The 24,940-nt window shown below is 73.1% G+C and carries 19 protein-coding genes; 13 read left to right on the top strand and 6 right to left on the bottom strand.

Annotated features, from left to right (window positions below; genetic code table 11):
* Positions 1–18 precede the first annotated feature (18 nt).
* Both ACFZDI_RS19515 and ACFZDI_RS19510 read left to right on the top strand, forming a co-directional pair.
* A complete protein-coding gene (locus tag ACFZDI_RS19515; protein WP_391251978.1) occupies positions 19–3,009 on the top strand; it encodes a beta-galactosidase in 2,991 nt (996 codons plus the stop codon).
* A 23-nt stretch (positions 3,010–3,032) separates the two neighbouring features.
* Positions 3,033–3,239 carry a hypothetical protein gene (locus ACFZDI_RS19510; RefSeq protein WP_391251976.1) on the top strand — a complete coding sequence of 69 codons (207 nt, stop codon included), beginning with the start codon at positions 3,033–3,035 and terminating at the stop codon, positions 3,237–3,239.
* Between the two features lie 16 nt (positions 3,240–3,255).
* Here the strand turns inward: ACFZDI_RS19510 and ACFZDI_RS19505 are convergent, their stop codons facing one another.
* Complete coding sequence (locus ACFZDI_RS19505) at positions 3,256–4,770, bottom strand: alpha-L-arabinofuranosidase C-terminal domain-containing protein (RefSeq protein WP_391251974.1); 1,515 nt, start codon at positions 4,768–4,770, stop codon at positions 3,256–3,258.
* A gap of 245 nt (positions 4,771–5,015) precedes the next feature.
* Between ACFZDI_RS19505 and ACFZDI_RS19500 the strand changes: the two genes are divergently transcribed.
* From ACFZDI_RS19500 to ACFZDI_RS19490, 3 genes are all read left to right on the top strand, one after another.
* Entirely contained in the window at positions 5,016–5,627 is a 612-nt protein-coding gene (locus ACFZDI_RS19500) for a toxin-antitoxin system, toxin component family protein (RefSeq protein ID WP_391251972.1), read from the top strand.
* Positions 5,624–6,853, top strand: coding sequence for a hypothetical protein (locus tag ACFZDI_RS19495; protein WP_234848904.1), 1,230 nt, complete (start codon positions 5,624–5,626; stop codon positions 6,851–6,853). The genes ACFZDI_RS19500 and ACFZDI_RS19495 overlap by 4 nt, the downstream gene beginning before the upstream one ends.
* Positions 6,854–7,068: 215 nt before the next feature.
* On the top strand, positions 7,069–8,469 hold the full coding sequence (locus ACFZDI_RS19490; RefSeq protein WP_234848903.1) for an NAD(P)/FAD-dependent oxidoreductase: 1,401 nt from the start codon (positions 7,069–7,071) through the stop codon (positions 8,467–8,469).
* Positions 8,470–8,558: 89 nt separating this feature from the next.
* Here ACFZDI_RS19490 and ACFZDI_RS19485 read toward each other — a convergent pair whose 3' ends face one another.
* The 3 genes from ACFZDI_RS19485 to ACFZDI_RS19475 form a co-directional block, all read right to left on the bottom strand.
* Positions 8,559–9,407, bottom strand: a complete 849-nt coding sequence (locus ACFZDI_RS19485; protein ID WP_391251969.1) for an SMP-30/gluconolactonase/LRE family protein — start codon at positions 9,405–9,407, stop codon at positions 8,559–8,561.
* Positions 9,404–10,177, bottom strand: coding sequence for an IclR family transcriptional regulator (locus ACFZDI_RS19480; protein WP_234848901.1), 774 nt, complete (start codon positions 10,175–10,177; stop codon positions 9,404–9,406). The genes ACFZDI_RS19485 and ACFZDI_RS19480 overlap by 4 nt, the downstream gene beginning before the upstream one ends.
* 240 nt (positions 10,178–10,417) lie before the next feature.
* On the bottom strand, positions 10,418–11,377 hold the full coding sequence (locus ACFZDI_RS19475; protein WP_234848900.1) for a trypsin-like serine protease: 960 nt from the start codon (positions 11,375–11,377) through the stop codon (positions 10,418–10,420).
* Between the two features lie 315 nt (positions 11,378–11,692).
* Between ACFZDI_RS19475 and ACFZDI_RS19470 the strand changes: the two genes are divergently transcribed.
* Positions 11,693–13,318 carry a M6 family metalloprotease domain-containing protein gene (locus ACFZDI_RS19470; RefSeq protein ID WP_391251966.1) on the top strand — a complete coding sequence of 542 codons (1,626 nt, stop codon included), beginning with the start codon at positions 11,693–11,695 and terminating at the stop codon, positions 13,316–13,318.
* Positions 13,319–13,459: 141 nt separating this feature from the next.
* On the top strand, positions 13,460–13,765 hold the full coding sequence (locus ACFZDI_RS19465) for a hypothetical protein (protein ID WP_234848898.1): 306 nt from the start codon (positions 13,460–13,462) through the stop codon (positions 13,763–13,765).
* 213 nt (positions 13,766–13,978) lie between these two features.
* Here ACFZDI_RS19465 and ACFZDI_RS19460 read toward each other — a convergent pair whose 3' ends face one another.
* Together ACFZDI_RS19460 and ACFZDI_RS19455 are read right to left on the bottom strand one after the other, a co-directional pair.
* Positions 13,979–15,232, bottom strand: coding sequence for a CdaR family transcriptional regulator (locus ACFZDI_RS19460; RefSeq protein ID WP_234848897.1), 1,254 nt, complete (start codon positions 15,230–15,232; stop codon positions 13,979–13,981).
* A gap of 2 nt (positions 15,233–15,234) precedes the next feature.
* Entirely contained in the window at positions 15,235–15,387 is a 153-nt protein-coding gene (locus ACFZDI_RS19455; RefSeq protein ID WP_234848896.1) for a hypothetical protein, read from the bottom strand.
* A gap of 214 nt (positions 15,388–15,601) precedes the next feature.
* On the opposite strand from ACFZDI_RS19455, the gene ACFZDI_RS19450 reads away from it, so the two are divergent.
* The 6 genes from ACFZDI_RS19450 (at position 15,602) to ACFZDI_RS19425 (ending at position 24,929) form a co-directional block, all read left to right on the top strand.
* Positions 15,602–16,597: a porin PorA family protein gene (locus tag ACFZDI_RS19450; RefSeq protein ID WP_391251963.1), complete on the top strand. Its 996-nt coding sequence runs from the start codon at positions 15,602–15,604 to the stop codon at positions 16,595–16,597.
* 218 nt (positions 16,598–16,815) lie between these two features.
* Positions 16,816–17,964, top strand: coding sequence for a glycosyltransferase family 4 protein (locus ACFZDI_RS19445; protein WP_234848894.1), 1,149 nt, complete (start codon positions 16,816–16,818; stop codon positions 17,962–17,964).
* Between the two features lie 77 nt (positions 17,965–18,041).
* Positions 18,042–18,767: a methyltransferase domain-containing protein gene (locus ACFZDI_RS19440; protein ID WP_391251960.1), complete on the top strand. Its 726-nt coding sequence runs from the start codon at positions 18,042–18,044 to the stop codon at positions 18,765–18,767.
* Positions 18,764–22,942, top strand: coding sequence for an alpha-(1->3)-arabinofuranosyltransferase family protein (locus ACFZDI_RS19435; RefSeq protein WP_391252275.1), 4,179 nt, complete (start codon positions 18,764–18,766; stop codon positions 22,940–22,942). The genes ACFZDI_RS19440 and ACFZDI_RS19435 overlap by 4 nt, the downstream gene beginning before the upstream one ends.
* The gene (locus ACFZDI_RS19430) at positions 22,939–24,186 is read left to right on the top strand and encodes a condensation protein (RefSeq protein ID WP_391251958.1); all 1,248 of its coding nucleotides are present in this window, start codon (positions 22,939–22,941) and stop codon (positions 24,184–24,186) included. The genes ACFZDI_RS19435 and ACFZDI_RS19430 overlap by 4 nt, the downstream gene beginning before the upstream one ends.
* A complete protein-coding gene (locus tag ACFZDI_RS19425; RefSeq protein ID WP_391251956.1) occupies positions 24,183–24,929 on the top strand; it encodes a methyltransferase domain-containing protein in 747 nt (248 codons plus the stop codon). Before ACFZDI_RS19430 ends, ACFZDI_RS19425 begins: the two co-directional genes overlap by 4 nt.
* The last annotated feature ends 11 nt before the right edge of the window (positions 24,930–24,940 follow it).

The raw sequence follows: 24,940 nt of genomic DNA, 5'->3' as shown, positions 1-24,940 counted from the left end.
ACAACAGGAGGCGCTCCCTTGGAGCTCAGCAGGCGCACCTTCCACGCTCTGGCCGGCACGGCGGCGCTCGGCTTCGCGCTGACCGGCAGCGGGTCGCCGACCTCCGCCGACCCGGCACGCACCGCGCCCACCGGCCCGCCGCCCCCGGTGCCGAGCGCGGACGGCAGACCGCACGAGATCGGCTTCGACCACTCCTCGCTGATCGTCGACGGCCGCCGTCTGATGCTGTGGTCGGGCGAGATGCACCCCTTCCGGCTGCCGAGCCCGTCGCTGTGGCGGGACGTCCTGGAGAAGATGCGTGCGCACGGCTACAACGCCGTCAGCGTGTACGTCGCCTGGAACCACCACTCCCCCGCGCCCGGCCGCTACGACTTCACCGGTGTGCGCGACCTGGACCTGTTCCTGCGGACGGCCGCCGAGACGGGGATGTACGTGATCGTGCGGCCCGGGCCGTACATCAACGCGGAGGTCGACGCCGGCGGTTTCCCCGGCTGGCTGACCGCCACCGAGGGGCGGGCCCGGACCTCCGACCCGACGTATCTGCGCTATGTCGACGAGTGGCTGACCGCGGTCAACGCCGTCGTCGCGGGGCGCCTGTTCACCCGTGGCACGGGCACGGTCCTGCTCTACCAGATCGAGAACGAGTACGACGCAGCCGTCGACGAGCCGTCCGGGCGCGCCTACATGTCGTACCTGTACGAAAAGGTCCGCGCCGACGGCATCGACGTGCCGCTGTTCCACAACGACAAGGGGCGCGCAGGCGCCTGGACACCCGGGTCGTTCGGCACCGGCGGGGAGAAGGGGCGGTGGCTGTACGGGTTCGACGGCTACCCGGAGCCGGACCGGGTGCCGCCGGACTGGGGGTCGTTCGGGTCCGGCGGCAGGGAGGGCGGGGCGACGGCCAGTCCGCGCACCCCCGGGTTCGTGCCCGAGTTCGGCGGCGGCTGGTTCGACCCGTGGGGCGGGTCCTGGTTCGACGGCAAGGGGTACGCACAGGCGCGCCGGACCCGGGACGCGGCGTACGAGCGGCGCTTCTACCTCACCAATCTCGCGAACGGCATCACCCTGCACAACGTCTACATGACGTACGGCGGCACCTCCTGGGGCTGGCTGCCCGCGCCGGCGGTGTACACCTCGTACGACTACGGCGCCGCGTTCGACGAGGCGCGCAACGCCACCCCGAAGCTGGCCCCGATGCACCAGATCGGGCAGTTGCTGCGGTCCGTGCCCGACCTCGCAAGGCTGCACCGGGCGAAGGCGGTGCGGGCGACCGACGAGCGGATGAAGGTCTACCACCTGACCAACCCCGACACCGGCGCCCACGTCTACGTCCTGCGCAACGACACCGACGAGGCGGTCTCCGCGACGCTGCCGGACGCCGGGATCGACGTGCCGGTCACGGTCCCGGCCCGCGACGCCAAGCTGCTCGCCGCCCATCTGAAGCTGGGCAAGCGGACGCTGGTGCACTCCACCGTGCAGCCCATGATGAGCCTGACCGCCGGGCGTCAGGACATCGCCGTGTTCGCGGGCCGCCGGGGCGAGATGGCGCAGGTCGTCCTGGAGTGCGCGGACGAGCCGACGCCCATGCGGCTGGACGCGGAGCCCGCCTGGGCCTACAACCTGGGCAAGCTGAACATCACGGCCCCGCTCGGCGCGGGCGGGCTGAGCCGGGTGCGGGTCGAGGGCGACGGCGTGGACACGCCGATGCTGGTGCTGTTCGCCGACGACGCCACGTCGCTGCGGCTGTGGCCCTACGAGACCCCGTCCGGCCCGCTCCTCGTCTACGGCCCCGCCCTGCTGCGGTCGGCCGAGCTGCGCGGCTCGACGGTCCATCTGCGCGGCGACACCATCGGGCAGACCGGCCTCGAGGTGTGGGGGCCGCGCGGCATCACCCACGTCACCTGGAACGGACGCCCGGTCGCCACCCGGATCAGCGCCTCCGGCAGTCTGCTGGCGCTGCGGCCGCTGCCCGGCGTGGCCCGGCCGGCCCTGCCCGCCCTCGACGGCTGGCGGCGGCGGGCCGGGAACCCCGAGGCCGAGCCGGACTTCGACGACTCGCAGTGGACGACGGCCGACAAGGAGACGACCTTCAGCACCACGCCCGTGCCCGACGGGCAGCCCGTCCTGTTCGCCGACGACTACGGCTTCCACTACGGCGACGTCTGGTACCGCGGCGAGTGGATCGGCGACGGCGCCGTCGAGTCCGTCTCCCTCGCCTACAGCACGGGTACGCAGGGCCTGCTGATGGCCTGGCTGGACGGCGAGCCGCTGGGCACGCACCGGATGCCGGTGCCGGACAAGGGCCGGGCACGGCAGGGGACGTGGACCGCGAAGGCCGGCTTCGACCTGCCGGAGAAGCTGCGGGAGAAGCTGCGGGAGAAGTTCCGTGAGGCACGGGACGGGCAGCGTGAGCGGCACGTGCTCTGCGTGCTCGTGCGGCCGATGCAGCACGACATGGACGGCGAGGCGCTAGACACCCACAAGGCCGCGCGCGGACTGACCGCCGTGACCTTCGAGGGCGGCTCCCCCGAGGTGACGTGGCGTATCCAGGGTGCTTCCATGCCCGATCCCGTGCGCGGGCCGATGAACAACGGCGGCCTGCACGGGGAGCGCGAGGGCTGGCACCTGCCCGAGTACGACGACGGCGACTGGAAGGACACCGAGCTGCCCCGGGCCGACCGGCGGCAGGGCGTCACCTGGTACCGGACGGACTTCCGGCTGGACGTCGACCCGGGTGTGGACGCCTCGATCGGGCTCGTCCTCGACGACGACCCGGAGCGGGCCTACCGCGTCCAGATCTTCCTCAACGGCTGGAACATGGGCCAGTACATCAACGATGTAGGTCCGCAGCACACCTTCGTCTTGCCGAACGGGGTCCTGCGCACACGTGGCGCCAACACACTGGCGTTGGCGGTGCTGTCCGACGGGACCACACCGGCCGGGCCCGGTGAGGTACGGCTGACGCTGCTGGGCGCGGCGGCCGGAGGGGTGCCCGTCGATCCGGTGTGACCGGATCGAGCCGTCCTCGCGCATTGCCTTCTCCGGCCCGCTGGTTCACCACCCGGGCCCACTACCTGCGCTGGGACGGCGCGGCCCGGGTGAGCGAGCGGCGGCCGGTGGCCGCGACCCCCGTCGTCATGAAACGCCCTGGCGAAGGTGCCGGGTCCGGACGGTACTGGGCGGTCGGGCCGGCCTCGACCTCGGCGTCCTCGACCGCCCTGCCGCGCATCGAGCGCTGACCGGGTCCCCGGCTCCTCACCCCAGCCGGATCACGTTCCAGGACAGCGGCTCCAGGACGGTGCTCAGCGTGCCGTCCCGCAGGGCCGTGCCGTCGACGGGGTGGGGGGTGACCCGCTCGGGGTCGTCGAGGGTGTTGCGGGCGTCGGGGTCGGTGTCCGCGAGGGCGCTGTGCTCGACGACCCGCGTCAGGTCGAGGCCGTTGAGGGCGACGTCGAGCGGCAGGGCGTCGGTGCGGCTGCGGTTGACGGCGAAGACGGTGACGGTGCCGTCGTCGGCGCGCACGGCGGTGGCGTGCAGCAGGTCGGTCTCGCCGTACTTCTTCGTCGCGTACGTCGGGGAGTCCACGCGGACGTCCAGGACCCGGCCGCGGCCGTAGCGCGCCGCCTGCGCGAACGGGAAGAACGTGGTCTGCCGCCAGGCCGGGCCGCCGGGCTCGGTCATGATCGGTGCGATGACGTTGACGAGCTGGGCGAGGCAGGCGACCGTGACCCGGTCGGCGTGGCGGAGCAGGGCGATGAGGAGCGAGCCGAAGACGACGGCGTCCGTGACGCTGTAGTTGTCCTCCAGCAGGCGCGGTGCTTCGGGCCAGTCGTCCTGCTCGAAGGTCTTGGCCCGGGCCTCCCACTCGGGCAGGTACCAGACGTTCCACTCGTCGAAGGAGAGGTTGATCTTCTTCTTCGACTTCAGCCGGGCGCCCACGTGGTCGGCGGTCGCGACGACGTTGTCGATGAAGGACTCCATGTCGACGGCGGAGGCGAGGAAGGAGTCGACGTCGCCGTTCTCGGGCCAGTAGTAGGCGTGCAGGGAGATGTGGTCGACGAGGTCGTACGTCTCCTGCAGGACCGTCGCCTCCCACTCGGCGAAGGTCGGCATGGACTGGCTGGAGGAGCCGCAGGCGACGAGTTCGACGCCGGGGTCCATCTGGCGCATGGCCCGGGCCGTCTCGGCGGCGAGGCGGCCGTACTCCTCGGCGGTCTTGTGGCCGGTCTGCCAGGGGCCGTCCATCTCGTTGCCGAGGCACCACAGCCGGATGCCGAAGGGGTCCTTGTCGCCATGGGAGACGCGCAGGTCGGACAGGGCGGTGCCCGCGGTGTGGTTGGCGTACTCCTGGAGTTCGAGGGCCTCGGCGACGCCGCGGGTGCCGAGGTTGACGGCCATCATCGGTTCGGCCCCGGGGCCGATCTTGCGCAGGAAGTCGATGTACTCGGAGAGGCCGAAGCGGTTGGACTCCGTCGAGTGCCAGGCGAGGTCGAGGCGGCGGGGGCGGTCCTCGGCGGGGCCGACGGAGTCCTCCCACTTGTAGCCGGAGACGAAGTTGCCGCCGGGGTAGCGGATGGTGGTGACGCCGAGTTCGCGGACGAGGTCCAGGACGTCGCGGCGCAGGCCCTTGTCGTCGGCGGTGGGGTGGTCCGGTTCGAAGACGCCGGTGTAGACACAGCGGCCGAGGTGTTCCACGAAGCTGCCGAAGAGGCGGGGGTTCACTTCGCCGACGGTGAAGGCGGGGTCGAGGGTGAAGCGGGCCTTGTGCATGGTCGCCTTTCGGGGTGGGCGGTGCGTTCGATATACCGGATCATGCTCGTTGCCTCGAACGGGACCGTAAGTTCGTAGCGTCGGCACGTCAATGGCCCGGCTCGGCTGCCGCGCGGACTTTCCGGGCAGGAACGGTCGTTCCCGGTTGAACTACGGACATCGGATCGCATGACGCGCGCACTTTCGGGCGCGTAGTCTCGGACGCGCCGCCAAAGCCGTCGGCCGGTGGCCGAGAAGGGGGAGCGATGGACATCGCGGGCGCGCGGATCAGGGCCGCCCGAGTCGCCGCCGCGCTCAGGCGCTCACGCAGTGGCCCGGCCATGCGCGGCCTGGCCGCCGAGCTCGCCTCCGCGGTCCGGAAGAGACCTGAGCGGCCCACCGACGTACGGTCGCTGTGCCGGGCGCTGTGCGAGGAGATGAGCGCGCGGCGCGGCGGACGGCCCGTGGAACTGCGGTTCGAGCGTTTCCCCGACGAGATAGAAGTGACCGGCCTGTGGGTCGAGTTCCAGGACTTCGACCTCGTCATCGTCGAGGAACGGGCCGAGGCGGTGCAGCAGTTGGTCATCCTCGGACACGAGCTGTGGCATCTGCACGCGGGGCACGGGCATCACCACGGGGTGGGCGCGGCGGCGGCCCACGCGTTCGCCGACCGGCCGGGCTGGGAGGACGTCGCGCTGGCGGTGGCCGCGCGTCACGGCTCCCGGGAACGCGACGAGGCGGAGGCCGACGCGTTCGGACACCGGCTGGCGGCGGGGTTCCGGGCGCTGCTGCCGGGCGGGCGCGAACCCGACGTGCCCCTCGAACCCGTGCAGCGGTCCCTGTACTACCGGGGGCCCCGAGGAGGTGCGGCACCGTGACGACGGTGGCGCTGACCCCGGCCGAGTTCGTCAACCAGTTCTATCCGAACTTCTGGTGGATCCCCGCGGGGGTCCTGGCCGCCGCCCTGGCCATCAAGCTGCCGAGCATCATCCGGCTGTGGAAGGACCCGATGCTGCGTGCGGTCGGCGGGCTGCTGCTGCTCGCCTGCGCGGTGTTCGTCTTCGTGGCGCCGTCGACGATCGCCCGGGTCAACCGGCTCACCGGGGTGGCGAACTTCTCCGGCCCCTGGGTCTACTCGCTGCTCACCGCGTTCTGCGCCTTCTGTCTGCTGCTGATCATCTCCTGGCGCAACGGCCTGTCCGACCGCTCGGACCGCACCCGGCGGGCGATGCGCGGCGTGGTGGCGGTCTATTCGGGTGTGATCGTCGCGATGTGGGTGCTGTTCGCCCTCGCGGACGTGCCGGTGGAGCGGCTGCGGGATCTCGACACGTACTACGCGAACACCCCGTACATGCGCGAGGTGATCGTGCTGTACCTGCTCGCGCACACCGTGGCCGCGCTGGTCACCAACGGGCTGATCTGGAACTGGGTCCGCACGGACGGGCTCGACTCGCTGCTGCGCTGGGGGCTGAAGTTCCTCGGCGTGGGCTACGCGGCGCAGTTGCTCTTCGACGCCGCCAAGATCAGTGCCGTGGTGGCCCGTTGGTCCGGGCGGGACCTGGACTGGCTGAGCACGGCCGTCGCCCCGCCGCTCGCCTGCCTGTCCGCCGTGCTCATCGCGGTCGGCTTCATCCTGCCGCACGCCGGGCAGTACCTGCACGGCCGCTGGCACGTCCGGCTGGCCCTGCACGAACTGCGGCCGCTGTACCTGCTGATGAGGACGGTCAACGGCTCCGGGGTCCCGTTCCTGCTGCGTGCGACACCGGAGTTGCGGCTGGTCCGCCGGGAGACGTTCATCCGGGACGTGCTGCTGCCGCTCGCCCGGCACATCGACGAGGGCCGGCGCGAACGGTTCCACGACGCCGCCCTGGCGCTCGGCCACCCGCCCGACGCGGCGAAGACACTCGCCGCCACCGCGGCGATCCTGGACGCGGCCGACGCCAGGCACCTGACGCGGGACGACGAGGGCACCGGTGCCCGCGACACCACGGAACTGCTGCGCGAGATCGGCGCCGTGTCCCGGGCCCTGCGCCGCACAGAGGACCTGCGGGCGGTCCGCGCCCTGGCCCGTGACCACAAGGACGGCAAGTCGCTCACCGGCTGACCGCGCCCCCGGCCCGGTCGCATTCCCGGACGAGGCCCGCACGGAAGGCCGCACGCACGGAACGTGAAGGTACGGTGAGAGCTGTCCGGAACGAGGCCCGTATGGCTCGAAACCGGTGTCGGCGTACGGGTGTTGTGCGCCGCACCGCGGTGGCCGGACGTCGGGGAGTGCCCTCAGGGGCGAAGGAGCCTTCATGGCTGAGTGCGAGGAGTCGCATGTCGCGTAGAGCTGTCGTCATCGGTGCGGGTCTGGCCGGCATGCTGGCCGCGGCGGCCCTGTCCGCCGTCGCGGACGAGGTGGTCGTTCTCGACCGGGACGATCTTCCCGAAGGGCCGGAGCACCGCAAGGGCCTGCCGCAGGGACGTCACGCGCATCTCCTCATGGCCGGTGGCCTGGCCCCCATGGAGGACCTGGTGCCGGGCGTGAGCATGCGCAAACACCTGCTCGCCGCCGGGGCGCACGAGATTCCGCTCGGCTCGGGCATGGTCGCCCTCACGCCCGAGGGCTGGTTCCGGCGCTGGCGGCACCCCGGCCCCAGCATGCTGACCTGCACCCGGGCCCTGCTCGACTGGGCCGTGCGGGGCGCCGTGCTGGACGGCACCGGGGCGGTGATCCGCAAGGCGCGGGTGCTGGAGCTGACCGGGTCGCCGCAGCGGGTGACCGGGGTACGCCTGTCGACCGCCGCCGGGGAGGAGGAACTCGCCGCCGACTTCGTGGTGGACGCGAGCGGACGCGGCTCGCGGATCGTGACCTGGCTGGCGGCGCTGGGCGTCCACGACGTGCGCGAGAAGACGGTGGACGCCGGCCTGGTCAACGCCACCCGTCTCTACCGGACCCCCGAGGGAGCCGGGCGCTTCCCCCTGACCATGGTGCAGGCCGATCCGTACCGGGGGCGGCCCGGCCGCAGCGGCATGGTGCTGCCGATCGAGGGCGACCGCTGGATGGTCAGCCTCGCCGGCACGCGGGGCGGCGGCGAACCGCCGTCCGACCCGGACGCGTTCCACCGGTACACCCTGGACCTGCCCGACCCCATCGTGGGCCGGCTGATCTCCGGTGCGGAACCGCTCACCGACGTCCACGTCAGCCGCAGCACCAGCAACCACCGCCGGTACCTGGAGAAGGTCCGCTCCTGGCCCGAGCGCCTCGTCGTCCTCGGTGACGCGCTGGCCACGTTCAACCCCGCCTACGGACAGGGCATGTCGGTGGCCGCGCTGGGCGCCCGGGAGCTGGGCCGGGAGCTGCGGCGGTCCGGCCTCGGCGAGCCCGGGCTGGCCCGGCGGGTACAGCGGCGGGCCGCCAGGCCGGTGGAGTCGGCGTGGACGATGGCGGTGAGCCAGGACGTCTGGTACCCGGGGACGCGTGGCGGTTCGCCCGGTATCGCCGACCGTCTGGTCACCGCGTACACGCGCCGCATGATCCGCACGGCGACCGGCTCGTACACCGCGGCGTCGGCGCTCTGGGACGTGATGAGCATGACGACCGGGCCGACACGGCTGCTCCGGCCGTCGACGGTCCTGGCGACGCTGAGCGGCCCGCCGTTGCCGGCGGCGGTGGGGGCGCCGCTGACGGACGAGGAGCGGGCGGTCCTGCGGCGGCTGGACCGGACGGGCCGCTGAGACAGGGGCGGTCCGGCCGTGGGCCGCTCTCCGTCCGCGTCCACGCGTGCGGGCCCCCCGGGGCCCCGGCCGTCCTACCCCGCTTGCGGTCAGCCGGCGAACGCGGGCTGTGCCAGTCCCTTGCCCGCCCCGGGCACCACGAACAGGGACCCGGCGAGTGCGGGCGGCTCGGCCAGTCCCACCCGGGCCGTCGTCACGTACAGGTCGGTCAGCCCGTCCCCGCCGAACGCACACGCCGTCACCAGCGCCACCGGCAGCTCGATCACCCGGTCCAGCTCACCGTCGGGCGTGTAGCGCCGCACCGCCGACCCCTGCCACAGGGCGACCCACACGCACCCCTCGGCGTCCACGGTGAGCCCGTCCGGGAAGCCGGCACTCTCCTCGATCACGGCGAGGGTCCGCCGCCCGGAGAGCCGTCCGTCCGCGTGGTCGAAGACGTCGACCCGGCGGGTCGGGGTGTCGATGTAGTACATGAGGCGCCCGTCGGGGCTCCACCCGGTGCCGTTGCTGACGGCGACGTCGTCGAGCACGACCTCGGCCGTGCCGTCGCCGGTGAGGCGGGACAGGGTGCCTCCTCCCGGTGCCTCGTCGTAGCGCATCGTTCCCGCCCACAGCGAGCCGTCGGGCGCGACGGCGGCGTCGTTGGCGCGGCGGCCGGGGACCGGCTCGTGGTGGAGCCAGCGGAAGGTGCCGTCGGGGTCGAGGAGGCCGACCCCGTCGCGCAGGTTCAGCACCAGTCCGCCGCCGGTACGCGGCTTGACGGCGCCGATGTGCTGTTCCGTGCGGCGCAGCGTGCGGCACCCGGTGGCCGGGTCGTAGGTGTGCAGGCGGGAGCCGAGGATGTCGATCCACAGCAGCCGGCCGGCCGCCGCGTCCCAGGTCGGTCCCTCGCCGAGCTCGGCCTCGGCCCGCACGGCGACCTCGTAGGGCACCGTCATGCGATGCCCCGGTGACCGAGGTGCTCGGACAGCTCGGCGGCGCCCTTGGCCGCGAGCTGCTCCAGCTCGGCCCGGCGCTCCTCGCTCCAGCGGATCATGGGCACGGAGATCGACAGGGCGGCGACGACCTGCCCGGTGCGGTCGCGGACCGGCGCGGCCACGCAGGACACGTCCGGGTTGGACTCGCGGTTCTCCACGGCGAGGCCGCGCTCGCGGATCTCGGCCAGGGCCTCGCGCAGGGCGGCCGGGTCGGTGATGCTGTTGGGGGTCATCGCGACCAGCTCGGCACCGTCCGGGATGCGCGCGGTGAGCTCCGGCTCGGGGAGGGAGGCCAGCAGCATCTTGCCGACGGAGGTGCAGTGGGCGGGCAGCCTGCGCCCGGCCGCCGAGACCATCCGCACGGCGTGCGTGGAGTCGACCTTGGCGATGTAGATGACGTCCGTGTCCTCCAGGATCGCCACGTGCACGGTCTCGTCGCAGGTCTCGGCGACGGACCGGGCGACCTGCTGGCCCTCGGCGGCGAGGTCGAGCTGCTCGGCGTAGCGGGCTCCGAGCTGGTACGGGCGTACGCCGAGCCGGTAGCGTCCCGGCTGGCCGGGCACCGGGACGATGTACTTCCGGGCGGCGAGCGTGGTCACCAGCTCGTGCACGGTGGTGCGCGGCAGCTGGAGCCGGCGCACGATGTCGGGGGCGGAGAGTGTCCCGTCCCCGTCGAGAAAGAGCTCGAGAATGTCGAGAGCCCGGGTCACGGCTGGTACGAGGCGTCCCACGACCGGCCCCCTCCCTTGTACGTCTCAGGCGCCTGTGTTCGAGATATCAACAGGCGATCGGCATGACGAACACAGGCTAGCCATAGAGGTATGCCCGGGCAATGGGCACAGGCACGGAAGGGACGGGACCGGGACCGGGACCGAGCCACGCAGGGAGCGAAGGCGCGCCCGGGACAGACGCGCACCGGCAGGGGCCGCGTTCCTGCGGCGGCTCCTGCCGGTGCACAGGCGGGCCGTGGATCAGGGGAAGTCGGCCCTGGCCTTGTTGACGAGCCGGGTCAGGTTGTTGCCCCCGGCGATGGCGTTGTAGTTGCCGAAGACGCCGCCGTTGGCACCGGCGCTGGCCACTCCGACCACGAAGGGGCCCTCGGGCCAGAAGCCGAAGACCGGGCTGCCCGACATGCCCTTGAGGAAGTCGCCGGTCTTGGTGATCAGCATGCGGCCGCCGCCGAGGTCGAAGTCGTCCTCGTCGAGGAAGAAGCCGGTCTGGAAGTTCGCCGCCGTGGCGTGCAGAAGCGGCTCGTAGGCGATGTTGAACCAGTTCGCGGTCTCGTTGTCCCAGTCGGAGTCGTAGGTCCGGCAGCCGAGGAATCCGAAGCCGTCACCCAGCCTGCGGTCCAGCATCACGACCGCGTAGTCGTCGTCGGCGTTGCTGTACGTCACGTCCACGATGTGCTCGTAGGCCATGATGTGGGTCGCGCCCGCGCTCGCGAGCGGGGTGGAGCCCTGGACCAGGCTGACGGAGACGGTGAGCGCCTGCCAGTCGATGACGTGGCTCGCGGTCAGCACGTGCCGCGGCCCGATCAGCGCGCCGGAGCCGTTCCCCGAGCCGGAGAACACCCGGCAGGCCAGCACCCAGGGGAAGGTCCGGTCGTCGTAGACGCGCCGGCCGTCGGGGTTGAACACCAGGAGCGGTTCCAGTTCCTGTCCGGCGAAGACCAGCTGCGGGGGCTCGCCGACCGGGAAGCGGTTCGGTTCGAGCCGGACGCCGTCCTGTCCGGTCGGCATCGACGGCGCGAGGTCGGGCGCCGCCACCTCCCCGGCCGGCGGAGCCTTCACCGGGACCACCGTCGACTTGGGCGGTTCGACCGGCTTGAAGCCGTTGGGGTCCGGAGCGTCGTGCTGCGGGACCTGGAGGGGGGCGGTGCGGATCTCCGCGGCGGAGAGCGGAGGGCGGTTCGAGTCCGGGGTGCCAGGCATGGGGGTGCTCCACACAAGGGAGTGCGAGGGGAGCGGCGCTGGGGGGTGGTGAGTGCGAGGGCCCGCGCCGGGGATCGGGGACGACCCGATGAAGTTGAATGTTGTGCCGTCCTGTTGAGGACTTCGCGCGGGCGCAGCGGCCCGGCGCTCCCTTCCATCAAACCTCGGATCGGCCCGGCGCGCATATGCGCACCAGGGGCCCTGCGACGGGGAGATGGACCGTGCGCGAGGGTGGCCGGCCACTGCGGTTGCGACGGCTCGGGCCGCGTGCGTCACTGGCCGAAACCCGACCTTCTCATTCCGAGGGGCACCACCATGTCCGACCACCTCCCCCGCCGTATGGGCGCGGTCGCCGTCCGGTCCGACTTCTGCGCCGTCTCCCCGAGTCCCGAACTGCGCGAGCGGCTCCAGGAGGAGAGGTTGCGCATCGAGTCCGCGTCACCGCTGGGCGGCCAGTTCGTCGTGGGCGGCCAGCCACGCCACCCCGGCTTCGACGACGGCACGATCAAGCCACCCGACGAGTTCCCCGTGGGCACGCCCCGGGAGTCCATCGCCGCCGCGGCGGCCGAACGCGCACCGCTCACGGGCGCGGTCCGTGTGGTCGTCATCCTCGCCGACTTCGCCGACAAGGAGATGACGGCCGCTCAGGAGCACTTCGAGGAGCTGTTCTTCTCCCTCGGCTCGATGCCCCACGGCAGTGTCCGCGAGTACTTCCGGGAGGCCACGCACGGTCTGGTCGACATCGTCGGCGAGGTCGTCGGCCCGGTGCGGCTGCCGAAGAAGCTCTCCTACTACGCCAACGGCAACTTCGGCATCGGCCGGCCCGCCGGGGAGGCCCGGGCGCAGCTGATGGCCCGGGACACCGCGATCACCGCCGACCCGCGGATCAACTACGCCCCGTACGACAACGACGGCAACGGGTTCGTCGACGCGTTCATCGTCGTGCACGCGGGCCGGGGCGGCGAGGTCACCGGTGACCCCGGGGACATCTGGTCGCACAAGTGGGTGCTGCCGGACGCCTACAACGCCGACGGCGCACGGATCTTCGCCTACCTCACCATCCCCGAGGACGCCAAGATCGGTGTCTGCGCGCATGAGCTGGGGCACCTGGTCTTCGGTTTCCCGGACCTGTACGACATCGACGGCTCGTCCGAGGGCGTCGGCGACTGGTGTCTGATGGGCGGCGGTTCCTGGGGCGGCGGCGGTGACATCCCGACGCATCCGTCGGCCTGGTGCAAGATCGACCAGGGCTGGGCGACGGTGTCCAACGTCACCGGTCCGACGACGCTGTCCCTGCCCGACGTGAAGAACAGCCACCAGGTGCACCGGCTGTGGACCGGGGGGCTGCCGGGCAGCGAGTACTTCCTGCTCGAGAACCGCCAGCGCACCGGGTACGACGTGTCGCTGCCCGGCGACGGGCTGCTGATCTGGCACATCGACGAGCACCAGCCGGACAACTCCGACGAGACCCACTACATGGTGGGTCTGGTGCAGGCGGACGACGAGCGGGAACTGGAGCTCGGGGCCAACCGCGGTGACGCCGGGGACTCCTTTCCCGGCAGTTCCGGCAACACCGCGTTCGGCCCGTCCACCGCCCCGAGTTCGCACTCCTACGCGGGCGCCGCGACCGGCGTGTCCGTCAGCGGCATCTCCGCCTCGGGCCCGACCATGACGGCCACCGTCGGGGTCACCGTGCCGGGTCCCGTCCACATGCCGGTCCACTCCGGCGCGGGGCGCGCGGCACCGGCCGGTGAGACCGGGCTGGCCGAGACGGTCCAGGCCCTCCAGGCCCGGCTCGACGCGCTGGAGCAGAGGTTGAGCGGATCCGCGCGCGGGCCCGAACCGTTCGCCGAGGCGGCTTCGCAGCCAGAACTCAACGGCGCGCGGCGCGCGGCGCATTCGGCCGGTGGCGGCGTGGGGCACTCGTACCGTCGGCCGTAAGTCGTCTCCGTCGAGACCCGTCGTCCGTCCCGGAGGGCGGGCGCCCGCGGTGTCCGGTGCGGCGAGCGCACGTGCCGGGCGTCGCGGGGCGGACCCGGCGGACACGGCCCCGCCGGCAGCGGACGCACGGAGGTGACCGGGATGGTGCAGGCGATCGAGAATCTCACCGCGCTGGTCACCCGGCTGGTCGCCTCCGGGCCGCACCCACGGCTGGACGGCTGGGACCAGTTGCTCGTCGACGTGCTCGACGCCCGGCCGGTCCCCGGCTACGCCGACCTGCTGTCCCGGTACGTGGGCGAGCGCCTGGAACTCGGGGTGCCCGGCGCGCTGGTGGAGGGTCTGCCCCCGGGGACCGTCATCCGGCTCAGGGCGAAACTCGCGGGCGGCCGCGCGATGGCCGAGAAGCAGCCTCCGCCGGGCACGTTCGCGACGGAACCGCCCCACTGAGACGTGCACGAGCCGGCCCTGTCGGTGCGGACTCCTCGCGGCCCCTGCCGCCCCCGTCCCGCCCGTCAAGGCACAGGCATCTGCCCCGTCGAGCGGGCCTCTCGCGGACCCAGCCGCCCCCGTCCCGCCCGTCAAGGCGCATGCACCTGCCCCTTCGGCCTCTCAGGCCCACCCAGGGTCCCGGGCCCCGGTCCTGTGTCGAGGCGTGTGTGCTCACGTTCGTCTCCGTCGCTCCGCCGTCACCCCCAGCTCTCCCCTCAACCGCTGTGCCCGCAGCACCAGTTCCAGTTCGAAGCGGCGGTCGGGGTCGTCGATCTCGTCGCCCCACAGTTCGCGGATCTGGCGCAGGCGGTAGCGGACCGTCTGGGGGTGGACGCCGAGGCGGGCGGCGACCTCCGGGGCGCCGCCGCGGGTCTCCAGCCAGGCCAGGAGGGTCTCGGCGAGGCGGCGGCCGTGCGTGGGGCCGCAGTGGGTCAGGGGGGCCAGGCACCTGAGGGCCAGGTCGTCGATGAGTTCCTCGGGCTGGAGGAGGACCAGGGCCTCGGTGTGTTCGGTGCAGTGGAGGACCTCACCGGAGGGGAGGAGGTCGCGTTCCATCAGACGGACCGCCGCCTCCGCCCAGCGCAGCGACTTCGCCGCGTCGGTGAGCGGGACCGGCGGGCCGATCGCGCCGGACCAGCCGGCCAGGGCCCGGTGCAGGAGCTCGGGGCGGCCCGCGGCGTCCGGCTCGGGCACGACCATGCGCGGCTGCTCGTACTCCATGTCGAGCAGCACGCCCTGGCCGACCGCGGGGGCCATCGCCTCCCGGGCGGGTCGGAGCAGCACGCCGACCGCGACCTTCTCCGGTAAGGGCCAGCCGATGCGGGCGGCGCGTTCGGTCAGGGCCTCGGCGGGGTCGCCGCGGTGGTGCTCGGCGAGGAGCAGCTCCATCAGGCGGCGTTGCAGGCGCAGGCGTTCACCGGCCTGGCGGGCGGCGGCCTCGGCGTAGCCGCGTACGGACTGGTCGACCAGCCCGTCCAGGTACTCGTAGCCCGCGTCGACGAGTTCGTACATGGCCGGGGGCGGGATCTCCACCCGCTGGCCGATGTCGGCGAAGCGGCGCCAGGCCAGGCGTACGCCCATGCGGTAGACGGCCTGGAGGGAGTCGAGGGAGCGGCCGTTCAGGCCCTCGCCGCGGCCGAAGTCCTGGAAGACGCCGGGCGGGACGGTCGGGCGCCCCTCCGAGTGCTCCAGGTGCTGCACGAACACCTCGATGGCGCGCCGGATGCCGACCAGGGCCATCGGCTCGCCGGAGTCGTCGAGGACGACGGGCAGGTGCGGGTACTCCCGTTGGATCTCGCGGAGGATCTCCTCGGCGAGCCCGGGCGCCTCGGCCATGGCGATCGCGGCGAACCGGCGCACCTGAAAACGCGGTACGTCGTGCCAGGCCGAGCGCGTCGTGACGGCTGCGGTGCGGGCGGCCGTCACCGTCAACTCCCCTGACCGTCTTGTTCGTACGTGATCAGAGGGGTGTTCGGCTGGTCGGGTGTGGCTTCGAGCAGCGCGACCACGCCCAGCGCGGCGCCCACGGCGAGGGCGGCGGCGAGCGCGACGGTCAGCGCGGCGGCGAGCAGTCTGGACATCGCAGGGTCAGCCTCTCTGTCCGGATTCGTCCGGAGGTCGTCCGGAGGTTGCCCCACCCCGGCACCCCGTCCCTGCCTGTCGCGCCCAGTCTCGACAAGCATTGACACCCCGTCAAGAGCGGCCTACGGTTCCCGGCCCAGCCGCACGCGCGCACCTCGCCACCGTGCCGGCCCTCTCGTACGTCGAGCCGCCCCAAGCCACTGGAGTGCCCGGATGCGCCGTACAACCTCCCCCTTTTCCCTGGTCCTGCTGGGTCTCGGCACGTTCCTGCTGGTGCTGGCACCCCTGCTCGCCTGGTACGTGGAGCCGCGTGCCGCGGTCAACCCGATCGACATCGACACGACCGCCGTCTACACCGGCCGGGGCAGCGTCTTCGACACCGACCGGGTCGAGACGGTGCCCGACCGGAGGATCACCGTGACCCAGCGGGTGCGGGGCAATGTCGAGGACAGCGAACGCAGCGGCACCACCGTCTGGGACGTGACGACCACGGTCGACACCGACAAGTCGCTGCCGGCCGCCGATCCGCACGACGCGCTGGACTTCGTGCCGCACCGCTGGGTGATGGACCGCAGGACCACCCGGCCGGTGCACTGCTGCGGGGAGAAGCCGTACATCGAGGGCGAGGCGTATCTGAAGTTCCCCTTCGACGTGCAGAAACGCTCCTACCAGTGGTGGGACAACAGCCTCGGCGACACGGTCGTGCTGCGCTACCGGGGCACCGCGAAGATCCAGGGTTACACCGGCTACCGGTTCAGCGGCGCGGTGCCGCCGAGGCGGACCGGCACGCGCATGGTGCCCGGCAGCCTCGTCGACCAGCCGAACCGGCCGCAGGTGCTGGCTGAGGAGTGGTACTCCAACCACGGCTTCGAGCTGGTCGTGGACCAGGCGACGGGCCGTGTGCTCTACGCGCGGACCGGCCCGCGGCGGACCCTGCGGGCGCCGGGCGGGACGAAGGACGCGGTGGTCCTGCTGGACAGCCGGAAGGTGGCGTTCACGACCGGGACGCAGAAGGAAGCGGTGCGGCAGGCGAAGCGGGGCAGCGGGCAGCTGCGCCTGGTGGGCACGACACTGCCGATCGGGGCCGCGGCGGCCGGCTTCGTGCTCGCGGTGGTGGGGGGCGTTCTCGTGGCGCGTGGGCGGAAGGAGCCGGAGAACCCCGTTCCGGCCGAAAGGCCCGATACGCCCCAGCCCACCCTCACGAAGTGATGTTCCGTCAGCTTCAACAAAGCCCGAAATTGTCATGCCGGTGAGTAGCCGTGGCGAACGTCCGGGCGAAAACTGTCCAACCCCACCCGAGCACATCCCGTCCACACTCCCCTCCCAGGAAGAGCTCAGGCTCCCCACGGGCCGACCCTTCCGTGACGATCGCACCCCCACGTTTTCCCCACGCTGAGTTCCGCACCCCGAGACGAGTTGGAGCACCCATGCCCCAGCACGTACCGTCCGCGCTGCGCGCCGCGTCCCCCGGTGCGCAGCACCCCCCGGCGCTCCCCCCACATCCGCGCCGGATCGTCTTCCTCGCCCACCGCGACCTGGACAACGCCTCCGCCGGCGGCTCCGAGCTGCTGGTCGACCGACTCGCCGACGGCCTGACCCGCCTGGGTCACCAGGTGACCCTGCTGTGCGGGGGGCCCGCCGCCCTGCGCGACTACCGCGTCGTGTCGGCGGGCGGCCCCTACGGCCACTACCTGCGCGCCAGGTCGACCTTCGCGCGCCGGGTCGGCGACTGCGATCTGCTGGTCGAGGTGTGCAACGGCATGCCGTACCTGGCGCCGTTGTGGCACCGGGGGCCCACCCTGTGCCTGGTCAACCACGTCCACACGGATCTGTGGACGATGCGCTTCGGCGGCCCGCTGGCGCCGGCGGCACGGATCGGCCGAAGACTCGAACACTGGGCCCTGACCGGGGCGCAGCAGCGGAACCTGCTCGTCGCCGTGTCCTCCTCGACCGCCCACGCGCTGCGGGCGATCGGGGTCGAGCGGGACCGGATCAGGGTCGTGCACAACGGGGTCGAGGAGCCGGGCCCGAGGGCCGACCGCTCGGCCGAGCCGCTGTTCGTCGCCGTCGGGCGGCTGGTCGAGTACAAGCGGGTCGATCTGCTGCTGCGGCTCTGGGAGCGGGTGCGGCCGGTGACCGGCGGCCGGCTGGTGATCGTCGGTGACGGGCCGGAGCGGGAGCGACTGGAGCGGCTCGCCGGCCCGGGTGTGGAGTTCACCGGGTACGTGACGGAAGCCGAGAAGCACCGACTGCTGTGCGCGGCCTGGCTGTTGTTGCATCCGTCCGCGGTGGAGGGATGGGGTCTCGTCGTGACGGAGGCCGCGGCCCGGGAGACGCCGAGTGTGGCGTTCGACGTGCCGGGGCTCAAGGACTCCGTGGTGGACGGTGAGACCGGGATCCTCGCGCGCGGTGAGTCGTCGTTCGCGGCGGCGTGGTGTGCGCTGACCCTGTCCGGGCGGCAGCGGGAGCTGATGGGCAAGGCGGCGCGGGAGCGGGCGGCGCAGTTCCGGTGGGACCGGACGGTGCGGCAGTTCCGGGCGGTGGCCGCCGAGGCGGTGAGGGGCTGGGCTCCGTGAGGCGGCCTACGGTCCGTCGTGGCTGGTCGCGCCCAGGCGGCGGAGCCGCACAGGCCGCCCCGCGCCCCTCGACTGCGGTGAGAGACCCCTCGTTGCGACGGTCCCTCGCCTTGTTCCGTGCCTTCCGGCACGAGCAGGACGACCCCGAGGCCTGCTACTCGCTGCTCGCACGCGACGCCGCCGATCAGGTCGAGGCCTACGACGGGCCCATGGCCGGGCGTACCGTGCTCGACGTCGGTGGCGGCAGCGGGTACTTCACCGAGGAGTTCCGGCGGCGCGGGGCGCACGCGTTCCTCTTCGAGCCCGACCCGGCCGAGCTCGGCGGGAAACCCCCCGCCGCGGCGGTCGTCGCCGACGGGTACCTGCTGCCGCTGCGGGACGGCGTCGCGGACGTCACCTTCTCCTCCAACGTGCTGGAGCACGTGGCCGATCCGGAGACGTTCCTCAGCGAGCTGGCCCGGGTGACGCGGCCGGGCGGGCTGATCTACGTGTCGTTCACCAACTGGCTGTCACCGTGGGGCGGGCACGAGTGGGCCCCGTGGCACTGGTTCGGCGCCGAGTGGGCCCGGGCCCGCTATCTGCGGCGGACGGGCCGGCCGGCCAAGCACACCCTCGGCGAGAACCTGTTCGCGGTGCACATCGGCTCCACCCTGCGGCAGGTGCGCGCCCGGGACGACGTCACTCTCGTCTCGGCGCGTTCCCGCTACTGGCCGTTCCTCGCGGAGACCGTCGTCAAGGCGCCCGGCATCCGTGAGTTCGCCACCTGGAACCTCCTCCTCATTCTGCGGCGGTGTCCTACATGACAACGACGGTCCAGGCTCCTCCTCCGGCAGCCGTCCCCACCACCGCGACCGCCGCGGGCCCGCCCGACGGGCCGCGGTCGCGGCGCTGGCTGCTGGGTTTCTGGGCCGTGGTGTTCGTGCTGTTCCTGGCGGTGCGGCCGGGGCGGCAGACCTTCGACACGAAGCTCGGGGTCACGGTCGATCCGGGGCAGTTCCTGGCGGACCTCGGCCAGTTGTGGCACGACCGGGCCGGGTTCGGCGGGATCCAGGACCAGTACGTCGGTTATCTGTGGCCGATGCTGCCGTTCTACTGGCTGTGCGACCTCGTGCGGCTGCCGGTATGGCTGGCGGAGCGGCTGTGGCTGTCGCTGATCGTGTCCGTCGCCTTCTGGGGGGCGTTGCGGCTGGCGGAGCGGCTGCGGGTGGGCAGCGGGGCGTCCCGGCTCCTGGCGGCCGTGGCCTATGCGCTGTGGCCGGTGTTCACCACGGTCATCGGGTCGACGTCGGCCGCCGCGCTGCCCGGGGCGTTCCTGCCGTGGGTGCTGCTGCCGCTGACGGACGAGCGGTACACGGCCCGGGTCGCGGCCCTGCGGTCGGCGCTGCTCGTGCCGTTCATGGGCGGGGTGAACGCGTCGGCGACCCTGGCGTCCTTGCTGCCGGTCGGGCTGTATCTGCTGTCCCGGCCGCCCGGCCCGCGGCAGCGCAAGCTGATCGCCTGGTGGGCTCCGGCCGTGCTCGTGGTGACCGCCTGGTGGTGGGTGCCGCTGCTGCTGCTCGGGGTCTACGGCGAGAACTTCCTCCCCTACATAGAGACCGCGCGGACGACGACGGACACCATGTCGGCGACCGAGGCGCTGCGCGGCGCCGGGAACTGGGTCGCCTATCTGCATCTCGGGGACGCGTGGCTGCCGGCCGGCTGGGCCGTGGCGTCCTCGGTCGTCGTGATCGTGTGCTCGGCGCTCGCGGCCGGACTGGGCCTGGCCGGACTGGCCCGGCGGGACATGCCGGAGCGGCGGTGGCTGGTGCTGACGGTGCTCGTGGCGGTGCTGGTGCTGCTGGCCGGGTACGGCGGGGTGTTCGGGGCGCCGTTCCACGGGGTGGTGCAGGGCTGGCTGGACGGGTGGCTGTCGCCGTTCCGGAACATCTACAAGTTCCAGACCGGTGTGGCGCTGGCGCTCGTGCTCGGTCTGGCGCATCTGGTGGGGGTGGCCGCCGAGCCGCGCGGGGCCCGGCCGGTGCGCGGGAGGCGCTTCGCCCCGCTGGTCGCTGCCGTGCTGATCCTGCCCGGGCTGCTGTGGCCGTACCTCAACGGCTCGATCCTCAACCCGGGTTCGTTCCGGAAGCTCCCCACCTACTGGCAGGCAACGGCCGACTGGCTGGAGAAGTACTCGCCCGACTCGCGGGCCCTGGTCGTCCCGGCGACCGCGCACGGCCTGTACACCTGGGGCTCCCCCGTCGACCAGCCGCTCGACGTGCTCGCCGAGTCGCGGTGGGCGCAGCGCGACTACGTGCCGTTCGGCACCCCCGGCAACCGGCGCGCGATGGACGCCGTCGAGCAGGCGCTGATGTCCGGAGCCGAAGTCCCCGCTCTGGCCGACTACTTGAGCCGGGCCGGGCTGTACTACGTCGTCGTCCGCAACGACCTCGACCCCGACCAGATCGGCTATGTGCCCACCACGACCGTCAAGCGCACCCTCGAACAGTCGGGGTACGAGCGGGTGACGGGCCTCGGGCCGGTGATGACCGGCGGCCGGATCGCGCAGGACGCGCCGCTCCAGGTCGAGGGGCTGTACCCGCGGCAGCGGGCCGTGGAGATCTACCGGCCCACGGGTGCGGAGGTGGTCCGGCCGGGGCAGGCGGGGCTCGCCCCGGTCGCCGACACGGCCGTGGTGTCCGGCGGGCCGGAGGCGCTGCTGCCGCTGGCGGAGCGGCTGCGCGGGCGCGCGACCGTCCTGACCGGCGACAACCACCCGGGGCTCGGCACCCCGGCCGTGCAGGTGCTGGGCGACGGGCTGCGGCGGGCGGACACCCGGTTCGGCCTGGTCAATGCCGGTACGTCGTACACGTACACGCATGACGAGCGCAACGCGCCGGACGCCCTCCAGGACGCGGGTGAGAAGCCGCGGCAGATCCTGCCCGCCGAGGGCGCCGACCATCAGACGGTGGCCGAACTGCGCGGCGCCCGCTCGGTGTCGGCGTCCTCGTACGGCAACTGGCTGTTCCATCTGCCGCAGTACGACCCGGTGAACGCCTTCGACGGCAACCCGGACACCGCGTGGGCGGAGGGCGCGCCGGACACCCCGGACGGGCAGTGGCTGCGCATCGGCTTCACCGGCCGCTACGACATGCCGTCCTCCTTCAAGGTCACGCCGCTGCCGCAGGAGAGCGTGCGGGCGGCGGCGACGAAGGTGCGGGTGGAGACCGAGAAGGGCGAGCGGACGAGCTTCCTCCAGCCCGACGGCAGGACCCAGCGGATCAAGGCGCCCGCGGGCGCGACGCGGTGGATGAAGCTGACCATCGTGGACTCCGTGGAGCGCAGGGCCGGGCTGGCCGGCGCGGGCTTCTCCGAGATCGGATTGCCGGACGTGCAGGTGACCCGGCTGCTGCGGCTCCCGGCGGACGCGGAGGACGCCACGTCGGCGGCGACCGTCGTCTCCCTGCACCGGGCCTCCGACCCCACGGGCCTGGCCGCGACCGGCACCGAGGCGGGCCTGCACCGCCGCTTCACGACCCCGGCCGCCGGGACGTATCAGGTCAAGGCGAGCGCGGTGCCCGTGCCGGGCACGGAACTCGACGAGCTGCTCTACGCGGTCGCGCCCGAGCAGCGGTCCCGGATCGTCGCCACCGCCGACTCCACCGCGCGCCTCGGCGCGGGCCTCACGGCCCGCAACCTCACCGACGGCGACCTGACGACGGCGTGGGTCGCGGGCGACCGGCCGACGATCCACCTGCGCTGGGAGGGCAAGCAGCCGGTCGGCGAACTGGTCCTGGCCCCCGCGGGCGGCCTGTCGGCCCGCGCGTCCGAGGTGCACATCAGCTCCCCGGACGGCGCGGCCGTCGCCGGCGCCGACAAGAACGGCTGGGTCCGCTTCCCGCCGATCACCACCGACCGGCTCGACATCACGATCACCGAGACGGACCCGCTGACCTTGCACAACCCGGTCGCCGACGAGGACTTGCGCCTCCCGGTGGGTCTCACGGAGGCATACGTCCCGTCCCTCGACCAGTACCGCACCCCGCAGCCGGACGGCACCCGGAAGTTCTCCCTGCCCTGCGGCAAGGGCCCGGTGGTGGCGCTGGACGGCGAGCTGTACCGGACGGGCGCGAAGGGGACCGTGCGGGACCTGGTGGAGCGGCGGGGCGTGGAGGTGACGCTCTGCCAGGAGGGCCGCGACGACACCGAGGTGCGGCTGGACGCCGGCGAGCACCGCCTGGAGGGCGGCGACGCGGGCCCGCTCGCGCTCACCGACGTGACCCTCACCCGCGGCACGGTCCCCGAGGCCGCGGCAGCAGGACGTGACCTGCGGATCCGGGACTGGCTGGGCGACCGGCGCAAGGTGACGGTCGGCTCGGGCGCGGCCTCGTACCTCACGACGTACGAGAACTTCAACGACGGCTGGAAAGCCACGCTGAACGGCAAGGAGCTGACGCCGGTGCGCCTGGACGGCTGGCAACAGGGCTGGCGGGTCCCGGCCGGGGCGGGCGGCGACGTGACGCTGTCGTACGAGCCGGCCACGGCCTACGACGCCGCCCTGATCGGCAGCGGTGCCGGCATCGCGGTCCTGCTGGGCCTGGCGCTGTGGCGCCGCCGCGCTCCCCACCCCGACGCGCCCCAGCCGGTGCCGCCGCTGCCCGGGCTGTGGCTGGGCACGGTGGCGCTGACACTGGTCGGGGTGGCGATCGCGGGCTGGTTCGCGCTGCTGGTCCCGGCGCTGGCGCTGCTCGCCGCGCGCCGGCACGCCCTGCTGGTGCCGATCGCCTTCGCCGCCCTGGCCGGTGCCGGGATCGTCGCGGCGTTCGGCGCCGGGAAGCCGGTGGGCGCGGGCGAGGGCGCGTTCGGGCACCTGGCCCAACTGCTCGCGTTGATCGGCCTGTTCGCGGGACTGGTGAGCCTGCGCGAGGAGGAGCCGCCGCCGTCACAGGCGCCGACGCGACAGCTGCCGAGGACGGACCCCGGGGAGGGCAAGACCGTATGACGGCACCGGTACGCATCCCGTTCCCGGTCGTGGACGAGGTGTCCCGGCACTGCCTCCAGGAGGCGGAACCGGAGACGGTCCACATCGAGGTCCACCTCCCGGGCCCCATCGACCACGCGCGGCTGCGCAAGGCGTTCCTGGAGGCCCTGCACCGGCATCCGCGGATCCTGATGCGGGAGGCGCGGGGGCCCTGGTACCGGAGGCGGTACGAGTGGGAGCTGACACCGGAGCCCGACGTGGAGGTGGTGTCCTTCGCGCCGCCCGGCCCGCGCGCCCTGCGGGACGCCAGGGTCCGGGCCCTCACCCACGCCCCGCCGCTGTCGACGTCCCCGCCGATCCGGCTCGAGGTGGTCGACTCGGTCCTGCTGCTCACCATCAACCACACCGCCCTGGACGGCCCGGCGTGCCTGCGCGTCCTGGCCACGGCCGCCGAGCTGTACGGGGGCCGGGACAACGCCCCGGCCGCACCCCCGACCCGCCCCGCCGAACCCCGCCGGGAGGCCCCGGACACCCCGGCCGGCTGGTCGCCCCCCGCACGGGTGGCGCACGGCACGCCCGAACCCTCGCCCGGCAACGGCCTGCTCGTGACCGAACTGTCCCTCCCGCACCGCCCCAAGGGCTCCCCGTACACCGTCAACGACCAGCTCATGGCGGCCACGGCCCTGACCATCGCCCACTGGAACAGGGAGCACGGCGCCCGCCCCCGCCCCCTGCGCATCACGATGCCCGTGGACGACCGGCCCCGTGACACCACGATGCCCATCGGCAACGGCACCCGCCTGGTCGAGGTGCCGTACGCGCCGGGGGAACTCGACGTCACCGACATGCCGGCCCTGCTGCGCCGCACCGCGGAGCGGACCCGGGCCCTCAAGTCCCTGCCCCGCCCCCAGCTCGGCCACGGGGCCGCTCTCCTGACCGCGCCCTGGGCGCCCGTCACCGCCCGCGCCGCCCTCACCCGCACCCTGCGCAGAGCCGCCGCGCCCTGGACGTCGACGACCCTGCTCAGCAACATCGGCCGCATCCCCTACCCCCTGGACTTCGGCGAGGAAGCGGGCCGCGCGCACGCGGTCTGGTTCTCCGCCCCGGCCCGGATGCCGCGCGGCCTGACCGTGACCACCGCCTCCACGGCCGGCCGCCTCCACCTGGCCCTGCGCTGGTCGAAGGCCCTGCTCAGCAACGGCGACGGCGCCCACCTCCGCGACCTCTTCGAGCACTACCTGCACACCACGGAGGTGACCGGGTGACGACACCGACCACGACCGGCCCCCCACCGCGCGACCTGCGCGATTTCTACGAGAACCCCTCCGTGCCGGTCGCCTCCGGCACCCCGCGCAGCCTCCGCCAGGCGCGCATGCTGGCCCGCGCCCTGGGCGCCCCGGCGACCAAGAGCCCGCGGACGATCCTCGACATCGGCTGCGGGGACGGCACCGCCGCCGCCACCGCCGCCCCGCTGCTGCCCGGCCACCGCGTCATCGGCGTCGACTGGTCCCAGGACGCCCTGCGCCGCGCCCGCACCCGCATCCCGTACGCGGTCCGCGGCGAGCTCACCGGCGGCGGGCTGCCGTTCGCATCCGGGTCGGCCGACGCGGTGCTGTTCAGCGAGGTCGTCGAGCACCTCGTCGACCCGGACGCGGCCCTCGACGAGATCCGGCGGGTCCTGCGCCCCGGCGGGCATCTGATGCTGTCCACACCGAACCTGGCCGCCTGGTACAACCGCGGCCTGCTGCTGGCCGGGGTGCAGCCGGTGTTCTCGGAGGTCAGTCTGCGCGGCATCCACGGCCGCCCGGGCAAGGAGGTCGTGGGGCATCTGCGGCTGTACACCGCCCGCGCGCTGACGGAGTTCGTCGCCGCGTCCGGGTTCACCGTCGTACGGCTCGAAGGGGCCCCCTTCCACGGCGTCCCGCGCCCGCTGCGGCCGCTGGACCGGCTGGCCTGCGCCCGGCCGCAGCTCGCGTCGATCCTGCTGCTGCACGCCCGGAGGACGTAACCCATGTGGTG

Origin of the sequence: Streptomyces sp. NPDC007907 (assembly GCF_042959365.1) — a bacterium.
Lineage (GTDB): Bacteria > Actinomycetota > Actinomycetes > Streptomycetales > Streptomycetaceae > Streptomyces > Streptomyces indiaensis.
Note: the sequence above shows the minus strand (reverse complement) of the source record. Positions and strands in the feature narration are given on the sequence as shown.